This is a genomic window from Streptomyces sp. NPDC092296 (assembly GCF_044755465.1).
Taxonomy (GTDB): domain Bacteria; phylum Actinomycetota; class Actinomycetes; order Streptomycetales; family Streptomycetaceae; genus Peterkaempfera.
Genome location: NZ_JBIVRB010000005.1, coordinates 54,816 through 71,579, shown reverse-complemented (window position 1 = coordinate 71,579; position 16,764 = coordinate 54,816). Strand labels below are relative to the sequence as shown.

Here is a 16,764-nt window from a genome sequence, read left to right as displayed (position 1 = left end):
GCTGTTCGAAGCAGCTGAGGGGCAGTCGATTGAGCCGAAAGGATCATCATCTCACCCGATTGGGACTGTCGGCTGGCGCCGCCGCCTTCGGTGACCGACGGTGATCGTGGTGTCTCCACGATTTCCCTGAGTTGACTTCCTGTCACCGATCGTAGAGGCGCTGGAAGGTCATCGTCATGCGTGCACGCACGTTCGTCGCCGGCGCCGCACTCAGCGTCGCCGCTCTCGCCCTTGTCGCCCCTTCCGCCCACGCGGACACCTGGCAGCCCAGCGGGGCGGGGTCCTCCCTGCTGGGCAAGGGCGACGGCAAGGACTGGGGCCAGGGAGGGGACGACTGGGGCAAGGACAACGGCAAGGACTTCGGCCGAGGCGACGGTAAGGGCGACGGCAAGGACTTCGGCCGGGGCGAGGGCAAGGACTGGGGGAAGGACGGCGGCCGCGACGAGGGCAAGGACTGGGGCAAGGGCGGCGGCCACGACGAGGGCAAGGACTGGGGCAAGGGCGGCAGCCGCGACGAGGGCGACTGGAGCAAGGGCAGCAGCTACGACGAGGAGGACTGGGGCGGCGGCTACGACGAGGGCAAGGGCCGCGGCAACTGCCACTGCCACGAGAAGGGCAAGACCGAGCACCACGAGAAGGGCAAGACCGAGGAGCGCAAGCACAAGAAGCCGCACGGCGGCGTCCACACCGGCGGTGGCGGCATGGCGTCCACCGGCGGCATGGCCGCGGGCGGTGCCCTGCTGGCGGGCGGCGTGGGCGTCGGCGCCTACAGCCTGCGCCGCCGCAACTCCTCCGGCCGGGCCATCTGACGTGCCCGAGCACCGCTGACCGACCCGCCGTGGCCACCGCCGTTCTGCGGCGGTGGCCACGGCGCCGCTCCCAGAAAGGCACTCCGCGGGCATGGGCTTCAGGAAAACGAGGCGGGGTGGGCCCCCGTCCCGGACCGTACGGAACCGTGACGGGGGCGCCGGCCGGCTCCGGCTGGCCGGCGCCGCCGTACTGCTCGGCCTCTTCATGATCCACAGCTCGCTGGACGGCTCCGGCGCCCCGCCCACCCCGGTGGCCGCCGCCCCGGCCCCCGCGCCGCCGGCGTCGCGGCCCGCCGCCTCCGCCTCGTCCGGGCCCTCACTGCCGGCCTCGGACCCGGTCCGGCTGACCATCCCCCAGATCGGCGTGAACGCCCCGTTCACCAGGCTGGCGCTCGACAAGGACGGCGTACTTCAGCCCCCGCCGTCCAACGACAGCAACCTGGTCGGCTGGTACGGCGACGGGGCCACCCCGGGCGAGATCGGCACCGCGCTGGTGCTCGGGCATGTGGACACCAAGCGCGGACCCGCCGTCTTCTGGGGGCTGGGGGCGCTGAAGAAGAAGAACAAGATCGAGGTCGTCCGCGCCGACGGCAGCACCGCGACCTTCCTGGTGGACTCGGTCGAGGTCTTCGCCAAGAAGTCCTTCCCGGACCAGCGGGTGTACGGGGACGGGCCCACCGCCCAGCTGCGGGTGATCACCTGCGGCGGCGCGTACGACCACAAGCACCGCGACTACACCGCCAATGTGGTCGTCTTCGCCCATCTGGACTCCTTCCGCCGCCCCTGACCCGCTCCCCCGGCCCACCGGGACCGGATACGCCGCTGCGCCGTACCCGACGGAGGACGTCGGAGGCGGCGCAGCGGCCGTCCGGGACGGGGGGCGGTGGGGGCGGGTCAGACCACCTGGTGCAGCCAGCGGACGGGGGCGCCCTCACCGGCGTAGCGGAAGGGCTCCAGCTCGTCGTCCCAGGGCTTGCCGAGCAGCCGGGAGATCTCGGCCTCCAGGTCGGCCTCGCCGCTGCGGGCGCGGGCCATGGCGGCGCGCAGCCGGTCCTCGGGGATGAGGATGTCCCCGTGGATGCCGGTGACGGCATGGAAGATGCCGAGCTCCGGAGTGCTGCTGTAGCGCTCCCCCTCGGCGGTGGCGCAGGGCTCCGCGGTCACCTCGAAGCGGAGCAGGTGCCAGCCGCGCAGGGCCGAGGCCAGCTGCGAGGCCGTACCGGGCTCCCCCTGCCAGGAGAACTCGGCCCGCCAGGTGCCGGGGGCGGCCGGCTGGCGGATCCAATCAAGGTTGACGCGCACGCCGAGCACGCCCGCGACGGCCCACTCGACATGCGGGCACAGCGCGCGCGGCGCGGAGTGGACGTACAGGACTCCACGTGTCGTCACCGGGACCTCCAGGCTGTGGACGAGGGTCGCCTTCCCCAGCGGCCTCGTGCCCATTGCCCGAGATTCCAGTCCCGCACCGTCATTCTGCACCAACTGCCACTACTGCACCACTACCCGACGTGACTTTCGGTAAACGCTATCCGATCACTAAATCCATCAAACCGGACAGATTTTCACCCCAAGTGATCAGATTTCAGCGATACCCCATCGACCGTCACCACTCGTCGGGACCAGCGCCGCCGTTCGGAGAAACGTTATCGCGGGGCGGCGCGCCGTGGGTGACGGTCTGTCGCACACGGCCGGATTCCGCCTGCCGAGCCGGGGTGCGGCCCCGGCCGCGCGCCTCCCCGGGCCCGGCACCGGGCCGGTACGGGGAGCACGCGGCCGGGGCCGCAGCGGGGCCGCTAGTCGGCGAGGCGGACCACCATCTTGCCGGTGTTGGCGCCGCGCAGCATGCCGAGGAAGGCGTCCACGGTGTGCTCGATCCCGTCCACCACGGTCTCGTCGTAGTGCAGCCGACCGTCGCGCAGCCAGCCGGACACCTCGGCGGTGAACTGCTCCTGGAGTGCCGCGTGATCGGGCACCAGCATGCCCTGGAGGCGCAGCCGCTTGCCGATCACCAGGCTCAGGTTGCGCGGTGCGCAGGGCCCCTCGGTGTCGTTGTACTGCCCGATGGCGCCGCAGATCGCGACCCGGCCGTGCGTCCGCAGCGACTGGATGGCGGCCTCCAGGTGGTCGCCGCCGACATTGTCGAAGTAGACGTCGATGCCGTCGGGGGCGGCCTTGGCCAGCTGCTCGGTGACCGGTCCGTCCTTGTAGTTGAAGGCGGCGTCGAAGCCGTACCGCTCCACCAGCCGGGCCACCTTCGCCGCCGAACCGGCACTGCCGACCACCCGGGAGGCGCCCTTGAGCCGGGCGATCTGGCCGACCACGCTGCCGACCGCGCCCGCCGCGCCGGAGACGAAGACCGCGTCGCCCTCCTTGAAGGACGCCACCTCCAGCAGCCCGGCGTAGGCCGTCAGACCGGGCATCCCCAGCACGCCGAGGAAGTACGAGAGCGGCGCCGCGTCGGCGTCCACCTTGACGGCGCGCTCCGCGTCCAGCACGGCGTACTCGCGCCAACCGAGCCCGTGCAGCACCGCGTCGCCGGGCGCGAACCCCGCCGCCTCGGAGGCCACCACCCGGCCGACGGCGCCGCCGTCCAGTGGTTCGTCGAGCCGGAAGGGCGGCGTGTACGACTTGACGTCGTTCATCCGGCCGCGCATGTAGGGGTCGACTGACAGGTACGCGTTGCGCACCAGGAGCCGGCCGGGCCGGAGCTGCGGCACGGGCGCCTCGCGCAGCGCGAACTGCTCCGGGGTGGGCCGGCCGTCGGGACGGGCCACCAAGTGCCACTCGCGGCCGCTGGTGGGCAGTGCCTGATCCGCCATGTCTCTGCGTTCCCTTCTGCCTGGGACGAATGTGCCGCGACCTCAAAGGTCGAGCACCTGAAGCAACCATGTGGATGAAAGGTTCATGTTGTCAAATGTTCAGCTAGAGTGGGGTGCATGTCGCAACCGTCCGACCCGCTCACCCTCGAAGTCGTGGACCTCATGGCCCGGCTCGTCTCGGTGTTCCACAAGGAGTACGACGAGGCCGCCGCCGCCCGCTCGCTCACCGGTGCCCAGGCCAAGGTGCTGGCGCTGCTGCGGCGTGGACCGCTGCCGATGCGCCGGATCGCCCAGACGATGAGCTGCGAACCCTCCAACATCACCGGCATCGTCGACCGGCTGGAGGCACGCGGCCTGGTCACCCGCGAGGCAGACCCCCAGGACCGCCGGGTCAAGCTGGTCGCCGTCACCGAGGCCGGTCGCACCGCCTCCGAGGAACTGCGCGAATCGCTCGACTTCGCCCGGGAGCCGCTGGCCGCGCTCGGCGAGGAGGAGCGGGCCCTGCTGCGCGACCTGCTGCGGCGGATGCTGGACGGCGTCCGGGCCTGAGAGCGCCCGGACGCCGCGTCGTGTCTGCTTCTGCCGTGGGCCTTCTCGACCGTGGGCCTTCTCCACCGTGGGCCTTCTCCACCGTGGATCTCCCGACCGGGCTCGGGTCAACCGGGCCGGCCGGGGTCAGCTGGTGACGTAGATCTGCTCCACGAAGGTGGCGATCTGGCCCTCGGAGAGGTGCCGCGCCACATCGGCCTCGCTGATCATGCCGACCAGGCGCTTGTTCTCGTCGATCACCGGGAGCCGGCGGATCTTCCGGCTGCCCATCTCCTCCAGCACGTCCTGGATGTCGGCGTCGGCCGAGATCCAGCGGGGCGTGCCCTCGCAGATCTCGCCCACGGTGACCTGCGAGGGGTCCTGGCCGTGCGCGATGGCCTTCACCACGATGTCGCGGTCGGTGATGATGCCGCACATCCGGTCGTCCGTGTCGGCCACGGGCAGCGCTCCCACCTCGTGGTCGCGCATCATCTGCGCGGCGCGGTCGAGCGTCTCGGTCTTGGGGATGTACCGGGCGCCCGTGTGCATGATGTCTCGGGCAGTGGTCATGAGTCCTCCTTGCGACGCCCGCCCGGTGGCAGGCCCCGGGGTGGGGGCCGGTGGGAACCCCCGGTCGGCATCGTCGCGGGACACCCCACCATCGTCGGCGCCGCCGGGCCGCCAGGCCAGCGCTGTAGGCCGAACGGGTGAACCGCCGCCGGCCGCTGCTGCTTCAGGTGATCACCCGGGCGGCCACCCGGGGCCGCAGGGGGCGGCGGGCTCGGCCCGAGGTGTTCGCGCAGTTCCCCGCGTCCCCGGCGCGGTGCCGGAGTGCAGCTCGCCCTACGGCTCCGGGAGGCGGGGGCGTCGGTCGCGCCGCGCTGCAAGCCCCGGGGGATGTCCCCATCCGGGTGAAGTTCCCGGCGTGGTGGGCGCGGTCGTGGCGCCGCTGCTCTACTGTTGCGCCAGGTGAGCCGCGCCCACGGGTTCACACGGTGGGGCGGGTGGGACTCGAACCCACGACCCAGGGATTATGAGTCCCCTGCTCTAACCGGCTGAGCTACCGCCCCGTACCGGCCAACCTCCCCCGGCACGAACGGCCCTCGACGGACCGCCTGCCGCAGCATAGCTGTTCAGCCGCCCCTCTCGCGCGCCGGGGGGCATATGCGCGAAGAAGGCCCTCCGGATCACCGGAGGGCCCTCGTTTTCGCTGCTCCCGCCATTGGACTCGAACCAATAACCTGCCGGTTAACAGCCGGCTGCTCTGCCAATTGAGCTAGGCGGGACCGGTGCGCACGGCACCGTGGAGCAGGGACACCCTGCTCAGCTCCCGCCATTGGACTCGAACCAATAACCTGCCGGTTAACAGCCGGCTGCTCTGCCAATTGAGCTAGGCGGGATTGCTGGCGCGGCACCGGCGGGGCCCGGTCTCCCGGGGCGTCGGCGCTCGCTGCGGGTCATACATTAGCGCACGTAGGGGGGTGCTCCGCCAATCCGATCCGAGACAATCCGATCCGAGACCCGGAGATCCGGAGACCCAGAGACCCAGAGATCCAGAGACCCGGGACCCCGAGGCCCGCGACCCGGGCCCCCGCGCCCCCGGACCGGCCCGCCCCTGACCCGACCGGCGCGTCCGGCGCGCGGCACGGTCCGGACGCCGGGATGCTGGAGAAGGCCGCCGCCCCGGCTCCCGCGCCCGGCGGTTCGCGATCGGGCCCGCCGGGTAGAGGCGAGCCGACGAGTACGGGCACCGTCGCACAGCGGGCCTGACGGAGCGCGGGCGGACCGCGCGGAAGTGGAGCCGAGGATGCGGAAACTGACGTTCGTCGCGGGACTCGCCGCCGGCTATGTGCTGGGCACCCGGGCCGGGCGGGAGCGGTACGAGCAGCTGACCAAGTCGGCACGCGGAGTGGCGCAGAACCCCAAGGTGCAGGACGTCGCCCGGCAGGCCAGGCAGACCGCCGGCGCCGTCGCCGGGCGGGCCGCCGACACGGTGGCGGGCAAGGTCGGGGACAAGCTGCCGCCGGCCGTCGCCGACCGGGTCCCCTACCTGCACCGGAAGGCCGCCGGGGAGGACGGCTGGGGCACCGACCGGCCCTGACTCCCCCGCCGCACCGACGCCGCCGGCGGCCCGTCCGCGCGCCCCCGGACGGCGCAGCCGACCGCCCGGCCGGATCGGGCCCGATACCAGATGGGCAAAGCTTGCGGGGTCCGGCAGCGCGCCCGCCCCGCCGGTGGGGCATGATCTCGACCATGGCCATCGTCGCCGGCATTGACTGCTCGTCCCAGTACACCAAGATCGTCGCCTGCGACGCCGACACCGGCGCCGTGCTGCGGGACAACCGTGCCCCGCACCCGGTGCCCGCCACCGGCGCCGAGGAGCCCGCCCGGGTCACCGAGATCGACCCGCAGGCGTGGCTGCACTCGCTCGGCTCGGCCGCGACCGGCGGCACCCTGGAGGGCGTCCGCGCCATCGGGGTCTCCGCCCAGCAGCACGGCCTGGTCGGCCTGGACGCCGGCGGGGTGCTGGTCCGCCCCGCCCTGCTGTGGAACGATCCCCGGGCGTCCGGCGCCGCCGCCGCGCTGGTGGACGCCCTCGGTGGTCCGGCGGCCTGGGCGCAGGCCGTCGGCGCCGTGCCGTCCGGCGCGTACACGGTCGCCAAGCTGCGCTGGCTCGCGGAGTTCGAGCCCGGCTCGGCGAAGCGGGTGGCCGAGGTGCTGCTGCCGCACGACTGGCTGGTCTGGCAGTTGCTGGGCCACCCCAAGCGGCGCACCACCGACCGGGGCGACGCCTCCGGCACCGGCTACTGGTCGCCGGTCACCGGCCAGTACCGGCCGGACCTGGTGGAGCTGGCGCTGGGCCACGAGGTGCGGCTGCCCGATGTGCTGGGGCCGGCCGAGCCCGCCGGGGAGACGCCCGAGGGCCTGCTGATCTCGGCCGGTACCGGCGACACCATGGCCGCCGCGCTGGGGCTGGGGGTCGGCCCCGGGGACGCGGTGGTCTCGCTGGGCAGCACCGGCACCGTCTTCGCCGTCCATGACGAGCCGCTGGTGGACGCCGGCGGGATGATCTCCTGCTTCGCCGACGCCACCGGCCACCAGCTGCCGCTGGTCGGCACGCTCAACGCCGCCCAGGTGCTGCGCTCGGCGGCGGCACTGCTGGGCGTCGACCTGGAGGGGCTGAGCGAGCTGGCCCTCCAGTCCTCGCCGGGCTCGTACGGGCTGGTGCTGCTCCCGTACCTGGAGGGCGAGCGCACCCCGCACCTGCCGCACGCCGCAGGCACCCTGGCCGGGCTGCGGGCGGAGTCGATGCGGCGCGAGCATGTGGCCCGCGCCGCCGTGGAGGGCATGCTCTGCGGCATCGCGGACGCGCTGGATGTGCTGCGCGGGCGCGGGGTCGCGGTGCGCCGGGTCTTCCTGGTCGGCGCGGCCGGCCGGCTCGCGGCCGTGCAGCACATCGCCCCGCTGGTGTTCGGCGCGCCGGTGGTGATCCCGCCGCCGGGCGACTACGCGGCGCGCGGCGGTGCGCGGCAGGCCGCCTGGGCGCTGGCGGGCACCGCCGAGCCGCCCCGGTGGGAGTTGCCGGACGCGGTGCTGGTGGAGCCCGGGGAGGACATCGCCTTCGGGCAGGCGGTGCGGCAGCAGTACGCGGCGGTACGGGAGCAGATGCACCCGGAGAGCCGCTACTGACCGCCCCGGGCCGACCGGGTCAGTCGAGGTAGCCGCGCAGCTGGTCGGCAAGGGCGTGCTCGCGGAGCTTGCGGAGGGTCTTGGACTCGATCTGCCGGATGCGCTCCCGGGTCACCCCGAACATCCGGCCGATCTCCTCCAGGGTGCGCGGGCGGCCGTCCGCCAGGCCGTAGCGCAGCTGTACGACCTTGCGTTCGCGCTCGCCCAGGGTGGAGAGCACCGCGTCCAGATGCTCGCGCAGCAGGATGAACGCGGCCGACTCGACCGGGGAGGCAGCGTCGGCGTCCTCGATCAGGTCGCCCAGGGCCACCTCGTCCTCGCCGCCGACCGGGGTGTGCAGCGAGACCGGTTCCTGGGCGAGCCGCAGCACCTCGGTGACCCGCTCCTCGGGCAGCTCCAGCACCCGGGCGACATCGGCCACGCTGGGCTCCTCGCCGCGCTGCTGGAGCAGCCCGCGCTGCACCCGGACCACGCGGTTGATCAGCTCCACCATGTGCACCGGGACCCGGATGGTGCGCGCCTGGTCGGCCAGGGCGCGGCTCATCGCCTGCCGGATCCACCAGGTGGCGTAGGTGGAGAACTTGTAGCCACGGGCGTAGTCGAACTTCTCCACCGCGCGGATCAGGCCGAGATTGCCCTCCTGGACCAGGTCCAGCATGGTCAGGCCGCGGCCGACGTACCGCTTGGCGACCGAGACGACCAGCCGCAGGTTGGCCTCGATCAGGCGGCGCTTGGCGATCCGGCCGAGGACCACCAGATGGTCCAGGTCGTCGGCGTAGCGGTCGTCGGCGCCGCCGGCCAGGCGGTGGTCGAGGTACTGCTCGGCGAAGAGGCCGGCTTCGACCTGGCGGGCCAGCTCGACCTCCTCGGCGGCGGTGAGCAGCGGGATGCGGCCGATCTCCCGCAGGTACTGGCGGAACAGGTCGGCGGAGGGGCCTGCGGTGTCCTCGCCGGGGCGGGCGCGCGGGCCGGGCTCGTCGGCTTCGTCGTCGGGCTCGTCGGGCTCGTCGGGTTCATCGGGCTCGCCGGGTTCGTCCGGCTCATCGGGCGGGTCCGGCTCATCAGGCTGGTCCGGCTCATCGGGCGGGTCGGCCGGTTCGGGGGGCTCCTCCAGTACCTCCAGCGGCTCCGGCTCCTGCGCGGCGGCAGCGGCCAGCTCGTCCTCGCTGGGGCCCGCCGGGTCGTCCGAGGGGTCGTCCCCGGGCGTGGCCGGGTGGCCGGAGCGGGTCGGGGCGGCGAGGTCCACATCGTTCCCTTCCTGCGCGGAGGGCGGCCCGTGGGGCGCTGAGGGTCCGGGCGTCCCCCGGCCGGGTGCCCCATGGCCGGGGATCTGGGCGCGCTGGTCCGATGCGGCGGGTACGGCGCCGCCCGCCGCCCGGGAGGCCGTGAGCGGGACGCCGGCGTCCGCAGCCGTCCCGCGCTGCGATGAATGAGGCACCGCTTCCAGTGTGAGGTATGCCGCTGGCCTTGACCGATACTCGTGCGGAGCTTTTTTGCCGGGCCGGTGCGCACCCCGGCGCGTCACAACGCGGCCGCGCCCCTGGTCTTCAGGCTGTTGCGGTACTGCTCCAGCGCCCACAGCTCCTGCTGGACGGCGCCCAGCTCCGCCGGGTCCGCCCGGTTCCCCAGCCGCTGGAGGTGGGCGCGCACCTCGCCCACCCGGGCGTCGACGGCCCGCAGCCGCAGCTTCACCAGGAACTCCCCGGCGTAGAGCGCGTCGGGGGCGCGGCGGGTGCGAATGGGCTCCACCGTCAGCTCGGTGATCAGGCTGCGGACGCCGTCGTCCGGGGCGGCCTCGCGCACCAGGGCGGCGAAGTCGGGCAGCTCGGCGCCGTACGCGGCCCCGCCGGCCTTGGTGATGGCGCGGCGGACGGCGGTGTACGGCGCGGTGGGGAACTCGTCCTCGCCGAAGTTGTCGAAGGCCGGGCTGACCAGCGCCGGGTGCTGCAGGGCGAGCTTCAGCAGCTCGCGCTCCACGAACTGCGCCGGGTCGCGCGGGTTGAGCCGGGGCGCGACCGGGCGGGCCGGCGCGGGCGCCGGAGCGCTCTGCTCGCCACGGCGTGCGGCCGGTCCGCCCGCGCCCCGGTCCTGCTCGTGTTCGCGCTGCCAGCGGGCGATCTGGCCGATCCGGCGGACCACGAACTGCTCGTCCAGGATGCCCAGCATCCCGCCGAGCTGCACCGCGTACTGGTGCTGGATGGAGCGGTCCTTGATCCGGGCGACGATCGGCGCGGCCTCCTCCAGCGCCGCCGCCCGGCCCTCGGCGGTCTCCACCCGGTGCCGGGCCACGGTGCTGCGGATGGCGAACTCGAACAGCGGCACCGGGTTGTCCACCAGCGCCCGGACGGCCGCGTCACCCTCGGCCAACCGCAGCTCACAGGGGTCCATCCCGCCGGGGCTGACCGCGATCGAGGTACGGGCGGCGAACTTCTGGTCGTCCTCGAAGGCGCGCAGCGCCGCCTTCTGCCCGGCCGCGTCGCCGTCGAAGGTGAAGACGGTCTCGCCCCGGTAGGCGGAGGTGTCCATCAGCAGCCGCCGGATGATCTTGATGTGGTCCTCGGCGAAGGCGGTGCCGCAGGTGGCGACGGCCGTGGTCACCCCGGCGAGGTGGCAGGCCATCACATCGGTGTAGCCCTCGACCACCACGGCGCGGCCGGACTTGGCGATGTCCTTCTTGGCCAGGTCGATGCCGTAGAGGACGTGCGACTTCTTGTAGATCGCGGTCTCGGGGGTGTTGAGGTACTTGGGGCCGTTGTCGTCCTCGCGCAGCCGCCGGGCGCCGAAGCCGACGACCTCGCCGGTGATGTCCCGGATCGGCCAGACCAGCCGGCCCCGGAAGCGGTCGATCAGGCCGCCGCGCTGCCCCTGCGAGGCCAGGCCGCCGGAGAGGATCTCCCGGTCCGCGAAGCCCTTTCCGCGCAGGTAGCGCACCAGGTGCTCCCAGCCCGCCGGGGCGTAGCCCACCCCGAAGTGCTTGGCGGCGGCCGCGTCGAAGCCCCGCTCGGCCAGGAAGCGGCGGCCGATCTCGGCCTCCGGGCTCGCCAGCTGCTCGCTGAACCAGGCCGCCGCCACCTTGTGCGCCTCGACCAGCCGGGTGCGCTCGCCCTTCTGCCGACCGGGGGTGTAGCCGCCCTCCTCGTACCGCAGGGTGATCCCGGCCTGGGAGGCGAGCCGCTCGACGGCCTCGGTGAAGGTGAGGTGCTCGACCTTCATCACGAAGTCCAGGGTGTCCCCGCCCACCCCGCAGCCGAAGCAGTGGTACACGCCCTTGCTGGGGTTGACGTAGAAGGACGCCGACTTCTCGTCGTGGAACGGGCAGACGCCCTTGAGCTGCGCGCCGCCGCCGTTGACCAGCTGGACGTAGTCGGAGACGACCGCGTCGATGGGCAGCGCGCTGCGCACCGCCTGCACGTCCTCGTCCTTGATCCTGCCTGCCACGCTGGAAGTCTACGGCCGCCGGCCGGACCGCCCCGCCGCCCGGCCGCCGTGGCTGCCCGACTGCCGTAGCTGCCCGACTGCCGTAGCTGCCTGACTGCCGTAGCCGGCCAGCCGGCGTAGCTGTTCGGCCGACGGGGGGCTCGGCCGGTGTGGGGGCGGTCAGCCGAGCAGCGACTCCAGCGGGACGGTGGGGTCGGACAGCCGTTCGACGTCGACCGGTCGGCGGGAGCGCACCAGCTGCTGGATCGGGTCGGTGACGTCCCAGACGTTGACGTTCATCCCCGCCAACACCCGGCTCCGCTCGTCCAGCCAGAAGGCGATGAACTCCCGCTTGCCCGCGTCGCCCCGGATCACCACCTGGCTGTACTCCCCCGGCGCGGCCACGCCGGAGTACTCCATGCCCAGGTCGTACTGGTCGCTGAAGAAGTACGGCACCCGGTCGTAGCTGACCGGTCGGCCCAGCATCGCGCGGGCGGCGGCCGGGCCCCCGTTGAGCGCATTGGCCCAGTGCTCGACCCGCAGCCGACGGCCCAGCAGGGGGTGCTCGGCGGAGGCGACGTCACCGGCGGCGAAGACATCGGGGTCGGAGGTGCGCAGCGAGGCGTCGACGGCGATGCCGCCGCCCTCCTCGGGGGGTGCGATGGCCAGCCCGGCGGACCGGGCGAGGGCGATCTCGGGGGCGGCGCCGATGCCGACCAGCACGGCGTGCGCGGGCAGCTCCTCGCCGCTGTCGGTGAGCGCGGCCAGCACCATGCCGTCCTGGCCGATCACTTCGGTGACCGAGGTGCCCAGCTGGAGGTCCACGCCGTGGCTGCGGTGCAGGTCGGCGAAGAAGCCGCCCAGCTCGGGGCCGAGCGCCGCGTGCAGCGGGGTGGGCTGCGGCTCCACGACGGTCACCTCGGCGCCGTAGCCGCGAGCGGCCGACGCGACCTCCAGGCCGGTCCAGCCGGCGCCGACGATCAGCAGTCGGCCGTTCTCCCGGCCGAGGGTCTTCAGTACGGCGCGCAGCCGCTCGGCGTGCGGCAGTCGGCGCAGGTAGTGCACCCCGGCGAGGTCGGCGCCGGGCACCTGGAGCGGGCGCGGCGAGGCGCCGGTGGCGAGCAGCAGCTTCTCGTACCGGAGGGTGCTGCCGTCGCCCAGGCGCACCTGCTTGGCGGCCCGGTCCAGCGCGGTCACCGGCTGGCCGAGGTGCAGCTCGACCTCGTGCGCGGCGTACCAGGCGGCGTCATGGACCAGCAGCCCGTCCCGCTCCTCGGCTCCGGTCAGGAAGCCCTTGGACAGACCCGGTCGCTCATACGGCTTCTCGCGCTCGTCGCCGAGCAGTATCACCCGCCCGGTGAAGCCCTCGGCGCGCAGTGTCTCGGCGGCCTTGGCCCCGGCGAGTCCGGCGCCCACGATGACATGGATCTCGTCGCTGTCCACCACGTTGGCTCTCTCCTGTTCCACCGTGCCGGCGGAGTGCGGTCACCCACCGTGAGTGCCAGACTACGTCCCGCGCGGGGTGGCAGTCCGGCCCGACGGGGCCCTCCGATGCGGTCGAGCGTCCCGCATGTGCCCGTGCAAGTGAAGAGCGCCGTACCGGTGGGGCCGCGCTCCTCACCGCTCCGCCACCAGCCTGCGGTGCAGGGCCAGTGCGGAGGTGTCGGTGAGCGAGGCGATCTGGTCCACCACCGCGCGCAGCCGGGCGCGGTCGTCCTCGGCCTCCTCGAACACGGCCCGGAAGACCGGGTCGAGGCCGTGCGGCGCGTCACGGACCAGCGCCTCGGCCAGCTCCGCGATGACGATCCGCTGCCGGGCGCGCAGCTCGGCCTGCTCGGCGCGCTGCATCACATAGCGGACGGCGACGGCCTTGAGCACCGCGCACTCCAGCCGGGTGGCGCGCGGGACCACCAGCTCGGCGCCGTAGCGGGTGAGCCGACCCGGGCCGTGGCGCTCGCGGGTGGCCCGCTCGGCGGCCAGGCAGAAGCGGCCGATCAGCTGGCTGGTGGTGTCCTTGAGCCGGGCCCGGTCGCGGGCCGACCCGTCGTACGTCCGGGGCCACCACTCCTCGGCCTGGAGCCGGTCCAGCGCCTCGGCGAACTCCTCGGCCGCCGTGCCCGGTGCGTAGTGGGCCGCGACGTGGAACAGCTCGGCCCGCTCGGCGGGGCTGGTCAGCGCGGCGGGGGCGACATGGCCGGCGTGCAGGCCGTCCTCGACGTCATGGACCGAGTACGCGACGTCGTCGGACCAGTCCATCACGGTGGCCTCGAAGCAGCGGCGGCCGGGCGGCGCCGCGGCCCGCAGCCAGCGGAAGACGGCCAGGTCCTCCGCGTAGACGCCGTACTTGGCCGACTGCGGCTCGGTGGGGTGCTCACCGCGCGCCCAGGGGTACTTGGTGGCGGCGTCCAGCGCGGCCCGGGTGAGGTTGAGCCCCACGCTGCGGCCCGGCCGGGGGGCGAGCCTGACCGGGGCCTCCTCCGGCGGGGCGAACCGCTTGGGCTCCAGCCGGGTGAGGATGCGCAGCGACTGGGCATTGCCCTCGAAGCCGCCGCAGGCCGCCGCGGCCCGGTCGAGCGCCGCCTCCCCGGTGTGGCCGAACGGCGGGTGGCCGAGGTCATGGGCCAGGCAGGCGGCCTCCACCAGGTCGGGGTCGCAGCCCAGTGCCGCGCCCAGCTCCCGGCCGACCTGGGCGCACTCCAGCGAGTGGGTGAGCCGGGTGCGCGGGAAGTCGCTGAGCATCGGCGCCACCACCTGCGTCGTCCCGGCGAGGCGTCGCAGCGCGGCGGAGTGCAGCACCCGGGCCCGGTCGCGCTGGAAGGCGGTCCGGCCGGGGCGCTTGTCCGGCTCCGGCACCCAGCGGGCCTCGGCGGCGGGCTCATACCCGGCGGGGCCGCTGACGACGGGTCGGTCGGGGGCCTGATCGGTGTCGTCCATATCCCGGCAACGGTACGCCCGGCCGCCGACACACCGCCGCCGCGCCGCGCGCTTCGACGCCCACCCGGGGCCGGGCCGGCTCAGCGGCGGCGCCTGCCGGGGCAGCCGTGGTCCGCCGTGGCGTCGGCCGCCGGTGCCGTCCAGGCCGCCAGCAGCAGCGGCGCCCGCTCGGGCAGCCGCTGCTCTCGCAGCAGCCGGGCGGTCACCCGCTGCTCGATCTCCTCCTCGGACAGTACCGGGCGGCACATCTCGGACCAGACCCGGGTGTGGGCCTCACTGGCCAGCAGCCCGGTCAGCAACTGCTCGACGCCCCCGCCCGACGCCGGCCGGGGCGCGGCCTGCGGCACCTCCCACCACGGCTGCTCCACCACGGGCGCCGCGCTCCCGCCGTCCTCCCGGACTCCGCGACCACGCACCAGGACGCCGCCACTCACCACGATCACCGCCTCACGGCCCGCCAGGGCCCGTCCGTCCGGCGCCCGGCCGAGAGCGGCCGGAGTCGGCCGCCCGCGTCCGTCTGGACACGGCCGGCGCCGGGTTGTTGCCGGTGACAGTACGGCGCTGCGCCGACCGGGGCCGCCGATCGGCGCCGGTTCACCCGATCCGGTGAATCACGGCTGGGCAGCGCATACGCCGGGTGACGCGGGCCGTTGACGGGCGGAAACCCGGCTGCGATCAGCAGTTCGACTCTGCGAAGATAGGGAGACCCCGCACGGCGCCACCGCCGCCCGACCGCACCCCCACAGGAGACCTCCCGACATGGCGCTGCCTCAGGGACCTCTGGACCACCGCTATCGCGGCGAGCACCCCGTCCGCACCCTCGCCTACCTCTTCCACGAGGACCGCGGCCGGCTGGCGCTGGCCGCGCTCGCGTTCCTGGTGAAGCACAGCCCGACCTGGCTCACCCCGCTGATCACCGCCAATGTCATCGACGTGGTGGTCCAGCACCGGCCGATCAGCAGCCTGTGGCTGAGCGCCGGTCTGCTGCTGGTGCTGCTGGTGCTCAACTACCCGTTCCACCTGGTCTACATCCGCTGCTGGTACGGCAGCGCCCGCCGGATGGGCACCCGGATGCGCTCGGCGCTCTGCCACCAGATGCAGCAGCTCTCCATCGGCTACCACTCGCGGGTCAGCGCCGGAGTGCTGCAGACCAAGGTCGTCCGCGATGTGGAGAGCATCGAGCAGGCCTTCCAGCAGACCGGTGACCTGGGCCTGTCGGCGCTGGCGACGCTGCTGGGCGCGCTGGTGGTGATCGCCGTCCGGGCGCCCGCCTTCCTGCCGGTGTTCCTGGTGGTGGTGCCCGCCGCCTCGATGCTGGTGGTCTGGCTGCGCGGCCGGCTGCGGGCGTACAACGAGTCGTTCCGCCAGGAGGTGGAGCAGCTCTCCTCCCGGGTGAGCGAGATGACCACCCTGATCCCCATCACCCGGGCACACGGCCTGGAGCACACCGCGCTGCGCCGGGTGGACGGCACGCTGCGGCAGGTGCTGACGGCGGGTCTGCGGCTGGACCGGCTCAACGGGCGGTTCGGCGCGCTCGCCTGGATCATGCTCAACGCGCTGGGCGTGGGCTGCCTGGCCGGGTCGGCGCTGGCCGCGTACTACGGCTGGCTGAATGTGACCCCCGGCGATGTGGTGATGCTGAGCGCGTACTTCTCCTCGCTCACCGCCGCCGTCACCACCCTGATGGGGCTCACCCCGGTGATCAGCAAGGGCCTGGAGTCGGTCCGCTCGGCGGGCGAGGTGCTCCAGGCCCCCGACCTGGAGCTGAACGCCGGCAAGACCGAGGTCACCGCCGTCCACGGCCGGATCGACTTCCAGAGCGTCGGCTACACCTACGAGGAGGCCGACAGCCACTCGGTGCGGGACTTCACCCTCTCGGTACGGCCCGGCGAGACCATCGCCCTGGTCGGCGCGTCGGGGGCCGGCAAGTCCACCGCGCTCAACCTGGTCACCGGCTTCCTGCGGCCCACCGAGGGCCGCATCCTGCTGGACGGCTCCGACATGGAGCAGCTGGACCTGCGCAGCTACCGGCGGTTCCTGTCGGTGGTGCCCCAGGAGTCGATCCTCTTCGAGGGCACCATCCGGGAGAACGTCACCTACGGCATGACGGACGTCCCCGAGGAGCGGGTGTTGCGGGCCCTGCGGGACGCCAACGCGATGGAGTTCATCGAGCGGCTGCCGGCCGGGCTCGGCACCATCTGCGGCGAGCGCGGCGCCCGGCTGTCGGGCGGGCAGAAGCAGCGGCTGGCCATCGCCCGCGCGCTGATCCGCGACCCCCGGGTGCTGATCCTGGACGAGGCCACCTCCGCGCTGGACTCCCACTCCGAGGCGCTGGTGCAGCAGGCGCTGGCCCGGCTGGTGCGCGGCCGGACGGTCTTCGTGGTGGCGCACCGGCTCTCCACCATCCGCAGCGCCGACCGGATCGTGGTGATGCACGACGGGCGGATATCGGAGATCGGCACCCATGAGCAGCTGCTGCGCACCGGCGGCGCCTACGCGGGTCTGCAAGCCGCTCAGAGCGCCTGACGCACCCTCACCACCGGCTCTGACGGTGCCCCGCCGCCGAC

The 16,764-nt window shown here is 73.7% G+C and carries 14 protein-coding genes and 3 tRNA genes; 6 read left to right on the top strand and 11 right to left on the bottom strand.

Translation table 11 applies throughout. From position 1 onward, the window contains the following. Nucleotides 1-176: 176 nt before the first annotated feature. Both ACIQGZ_RS15310 and ACIQGZ_RS15305 read left to right on the top strand, forming a co-directional pair. Nucleotides 177-809 carry a hypothetical protein gene (locus tag ACIQGZ_RS15310; protein ID WP_402602091.1) on the top strand — a complete coding sequence of 211 codons (633 nt, stop codon included), beginning with the start codon at nt 177-179 and terminating at the stop codon, nt 807-809. Between the two features lie 91 nt (nt 810-900). Then, entirely contained in the window at nt 901-1,596 is a 696-nt protein-coding gene (locus ACIQGZ_RS15305) for a class F sortase (RefSeq protein WP_402602089.1), read from the top strand. Nucleotides 1,597-1,703: 107 nt separating this feature from the next. Here ACIQGZ_RS15305 and ACIQGZ_RS15300 read toward each other — a convergent pair whose 3' ends face one another. Continuing rightward, the gene (locus ACIQGZ_RS15300; RefSeq protein ID WP_402602087.1) at nt 1,704-2,198 is read right to left on the bottom strand and encodes a DUF3145 domain-containing protein; all 495 of its coding nucleotides are present in this window, start codon (nt 2,196-2,198) and stop codon (nt 1,704-1,706) included. Nucleotides 2,199-2,602: 404 nt separating this feature from the next. Next, a complete protein-coding gene (locus tag ACIQGZ_RS15295; protein ID WP_402602085.1) occupies nt 2,603-3,628 on the bottom strand; it encodes an NADP-dependent oxidoreductase in 1,026 nt (341 codons plus the stop codon). A gap of 117 nt (nt 3,629-3,745) precedes the next feature. Between ACIQGZ_RS15295 and ACIQGZ_RS15290 the strand changes: the two genes are divergently transcribed. Then, on the top strand, nt 3,746-4,177 hold the full coding sequence (locus ACIQGZ_RS15290; RefSeq protein WP_402602083.1) for a MarR family winged helix-turn-helix transcriptional regulator: 432 nt from the start codon (nt 3,746-3,748) through the stop codon (nt 4,175-4,177). Nucleotides 4,178-4,303: 126 nt separating this feature from the next. On the opposite strand, the gene ACIQGZ_RS15285 is transcribed toward ACIQGZ_RS15290, so the two are convergent. From ACIQGZ_RS15285 to ACIQGZ_RS15270, 4 genes are all read right to left on the bottom strand, one after another. Beyond that, nucleotides 4,304-4,726, bottom strand: coding sequence for a CBS domain-containing protein (locus ACIQGZ_RS15285; protein WP_402602081.1), 423 nt, complete (start codon nt 4,724-4,726; stop codon nt 4,304-4,306). A gap of 426 nt (nt 4,727-5,152) precedes the next feature. Continuing rightward, nucleotides 5,153-5,226 (bottom strand) — tRNA-Ile (locus tag ACIQGZ_RS15280). 143 nt (nt 5,227-5,369) lie between these two features. After that, nucleotides 5,370-5,442 (bottom strand) — tRNA-Asn (locus ACIQGZ_RS15275). Between the two features lie 41 nt (nt 5,443-5,483). Next, nucleotides 5,484-5,556 (bottom strand) — tRNA-Asn (locus tag ACIQGZ_RS15270). A 407-nt stretch (nt 5,557-5,963) separates the two neighbouring features. On the opposite strand from ACIQGZ_RS15270, the gene ACIQGZ_RS15265 reads away from it, so the two are divergent. Both ACIQGZ_RS15265 and ACIQGZ_RS15260 read left to right on the top strand, forming a co-directional pair. Next, a complete protein-coding gene (locus ACIQGZ_RS15265; RefSeq protein ID WP_402602080.1) occupies nt 5,964-6,257 on the top strand; it encodes a hypothetical protein in 294 nt (97 codons plus the stop codon). A gap of 152 nt (nt 6,258-6,409) precedes the next feature. Then, nucleotides 6,410-7,846, top strand: coding sequence for an FGGY family carbohydrate kinase (locus ACIQGZ_RS15260; protein ID WP_402602079.1), 1,437 nt, complete (start codon nt 6,410-6,412; stop codon nt 7,844-7,846). 19 nt (nt 7,847-7,865) lie between these two features. Here ACIQGZ_RS15260 and ACIQGZ_RS15255 read toward each other — a convergent pair whose 3' ends face one another. From ACIQGZ_RS15255 to ACIQGZ_RS15235, 5 genes are all read right to left on the bottom strand, one after another. Beyond that, nucleotides 7,866-9,092 carry an RNA polymerase sigma factor gene (locus ACIQGZ_RS15255; RefSeq protein ID WP_402602077.1) on the bottom strand — a complete coding sequence of 409 codons (1,227 nt, stop codon included), beginning with the start codon at nt 9,090-9,092 and terminating at the stop codon, nt 7,866-7,868. Between the two features lie 275 nt (nt 9,093-9,367). Further along, entirely contained in the window at nt 9,368-11,284 is a 1,917-nt protein-coding gene (gene dnaG, locus ACIQGZ_RS15250; protein ID WP_402602075.1) for a DNA primase, read from the bottom strand. A gap of 159 nt (nt 11,285-11,443) precedes the next feature. Next, nucleotides 11,444-12,709: an NAD(P)/FAD-dependent oxidoreductase gene (locus ACIQGZ_RS15245; protein ID WP_402602373.1), complete on the bottom strand. Its 1,266-nt coding sequence runs from the start codon at nt 12,707-12,709 to the stop codon at nt 11,444-11,446. Nucleotides 12,710-12,880: 171 nt separating this feature from the next. Then, complete coding sequence (locus ACIQGZ_RS15240; protein WP_402602073.1) at nt 12,881-14,197, bottom strand: deoxyguanosinetriphosphate triphosphohydrolase; 1,317 nt, start codon at nt 14,195-14,197, stop codon at nt 12,881-12,883. 80 nt (nt 14,198-14,277) lie between these two features. Next, the gene (locus ACIQGZ_RS15235) at nt 14,278-14,640 is read right to left on the bottom strand and encodes a hypothetical protein (RefSeq protein ID WP_402602071.1); all 363 of its coding nucleotides are present in this window, start codon (nt 14,638-14,640) and stop codon (nt 14,278-14,280) included. A gap of 316 nt (nt 14,641-14,956) precedes the next feature. Between ACIQGZ_RS15235 and ACIQGZ_RS15230 the strand changes: the two genes are divergently transcribed. Continuing rightward, nucleotides 14,957-16,723 (top strand): ABC transporter ATP-binding protein, encoded by a 1,767-nt coding sequence (locus ACIQGZ_RS15230; RefSeq protein ID WP_402602069.1) that lies wholly within the window; start codon nt 14,957-14,959, stop codon nt 16,721-16,723. Nucleotides 16,724-16,764: the final 41 nt, after the last annotated feature.

Excerpts from the sequence above, each read along its gene's own strand:
- ACIQGZ_RS15310 (WP_402602091.1), top strand. The coding sequence starts at position 177 with ATGCGTGCACGCACGTTCGTCGCCGGCGCCGCACTCAGCGTCGCCGCT.
- ACIQGZ_RS15305 (WP_402602089.1), top strand. The coding sequence starts at position 901 with ATGGGCTTCAGGAAAACGAGGCGGGGTGGGCCCCCGTCCCGGACCGTA.
- ACIQGZ_RS15295 (WP_402602085.1), bottom strand. The coding sequence starts at position 3,628 with ATGGCGGATCAGGCACTGCCCACCAGCGGCCGCGAGTGGCACTTGGTG.
- ACIQGZ_RS15290 (WP_402602083.1), top strand. The coding sequence starts at position 3,746 with ATGTCGCAACCGTCCGACCCGCTCACCCTCGAAGTCGTGGACCTCATG.
- ACIQGZ_RS15285 (WP_402602081.1), bottom strand. The coding sequence starts at position 4,726 with ATGACCACTGCCCGAGACATCATGCACACGGGCGCCCGGTACATCCCC.
- ACIQGZ_RS15265 (WP_402602080.1), top strand. The coding sequence starts at position 5,964 with ATGCGGAAACTGACGTTCGTCGCGGGACTCGCCGCCGGCTATGTGCTG.
- ACIQGZ_RS15260 (WP_402602079.1), top strand. The coding sequence starts at position 6,410 with ATGGCCATCGTCGCCGGCATTGACTGCTCGTCCCAGTACACCAAGATC.
- ACIQGZ_RS15240 (WP_402602073.1), bottom strand. The coding sequence starts at position 14,197 with ATGGACGACACCGATCAGGCCCCCGACCGACCCGTCGTCAGCGGCCCC.
- ACIQGZ_RS15230 (WP_402602069.1), top strand. The coding sequence starts at position 14,957 with ATGGCGCTGCCTCAGGGACCTCTGGACCACCGCTATCGCGGCGAGCAC.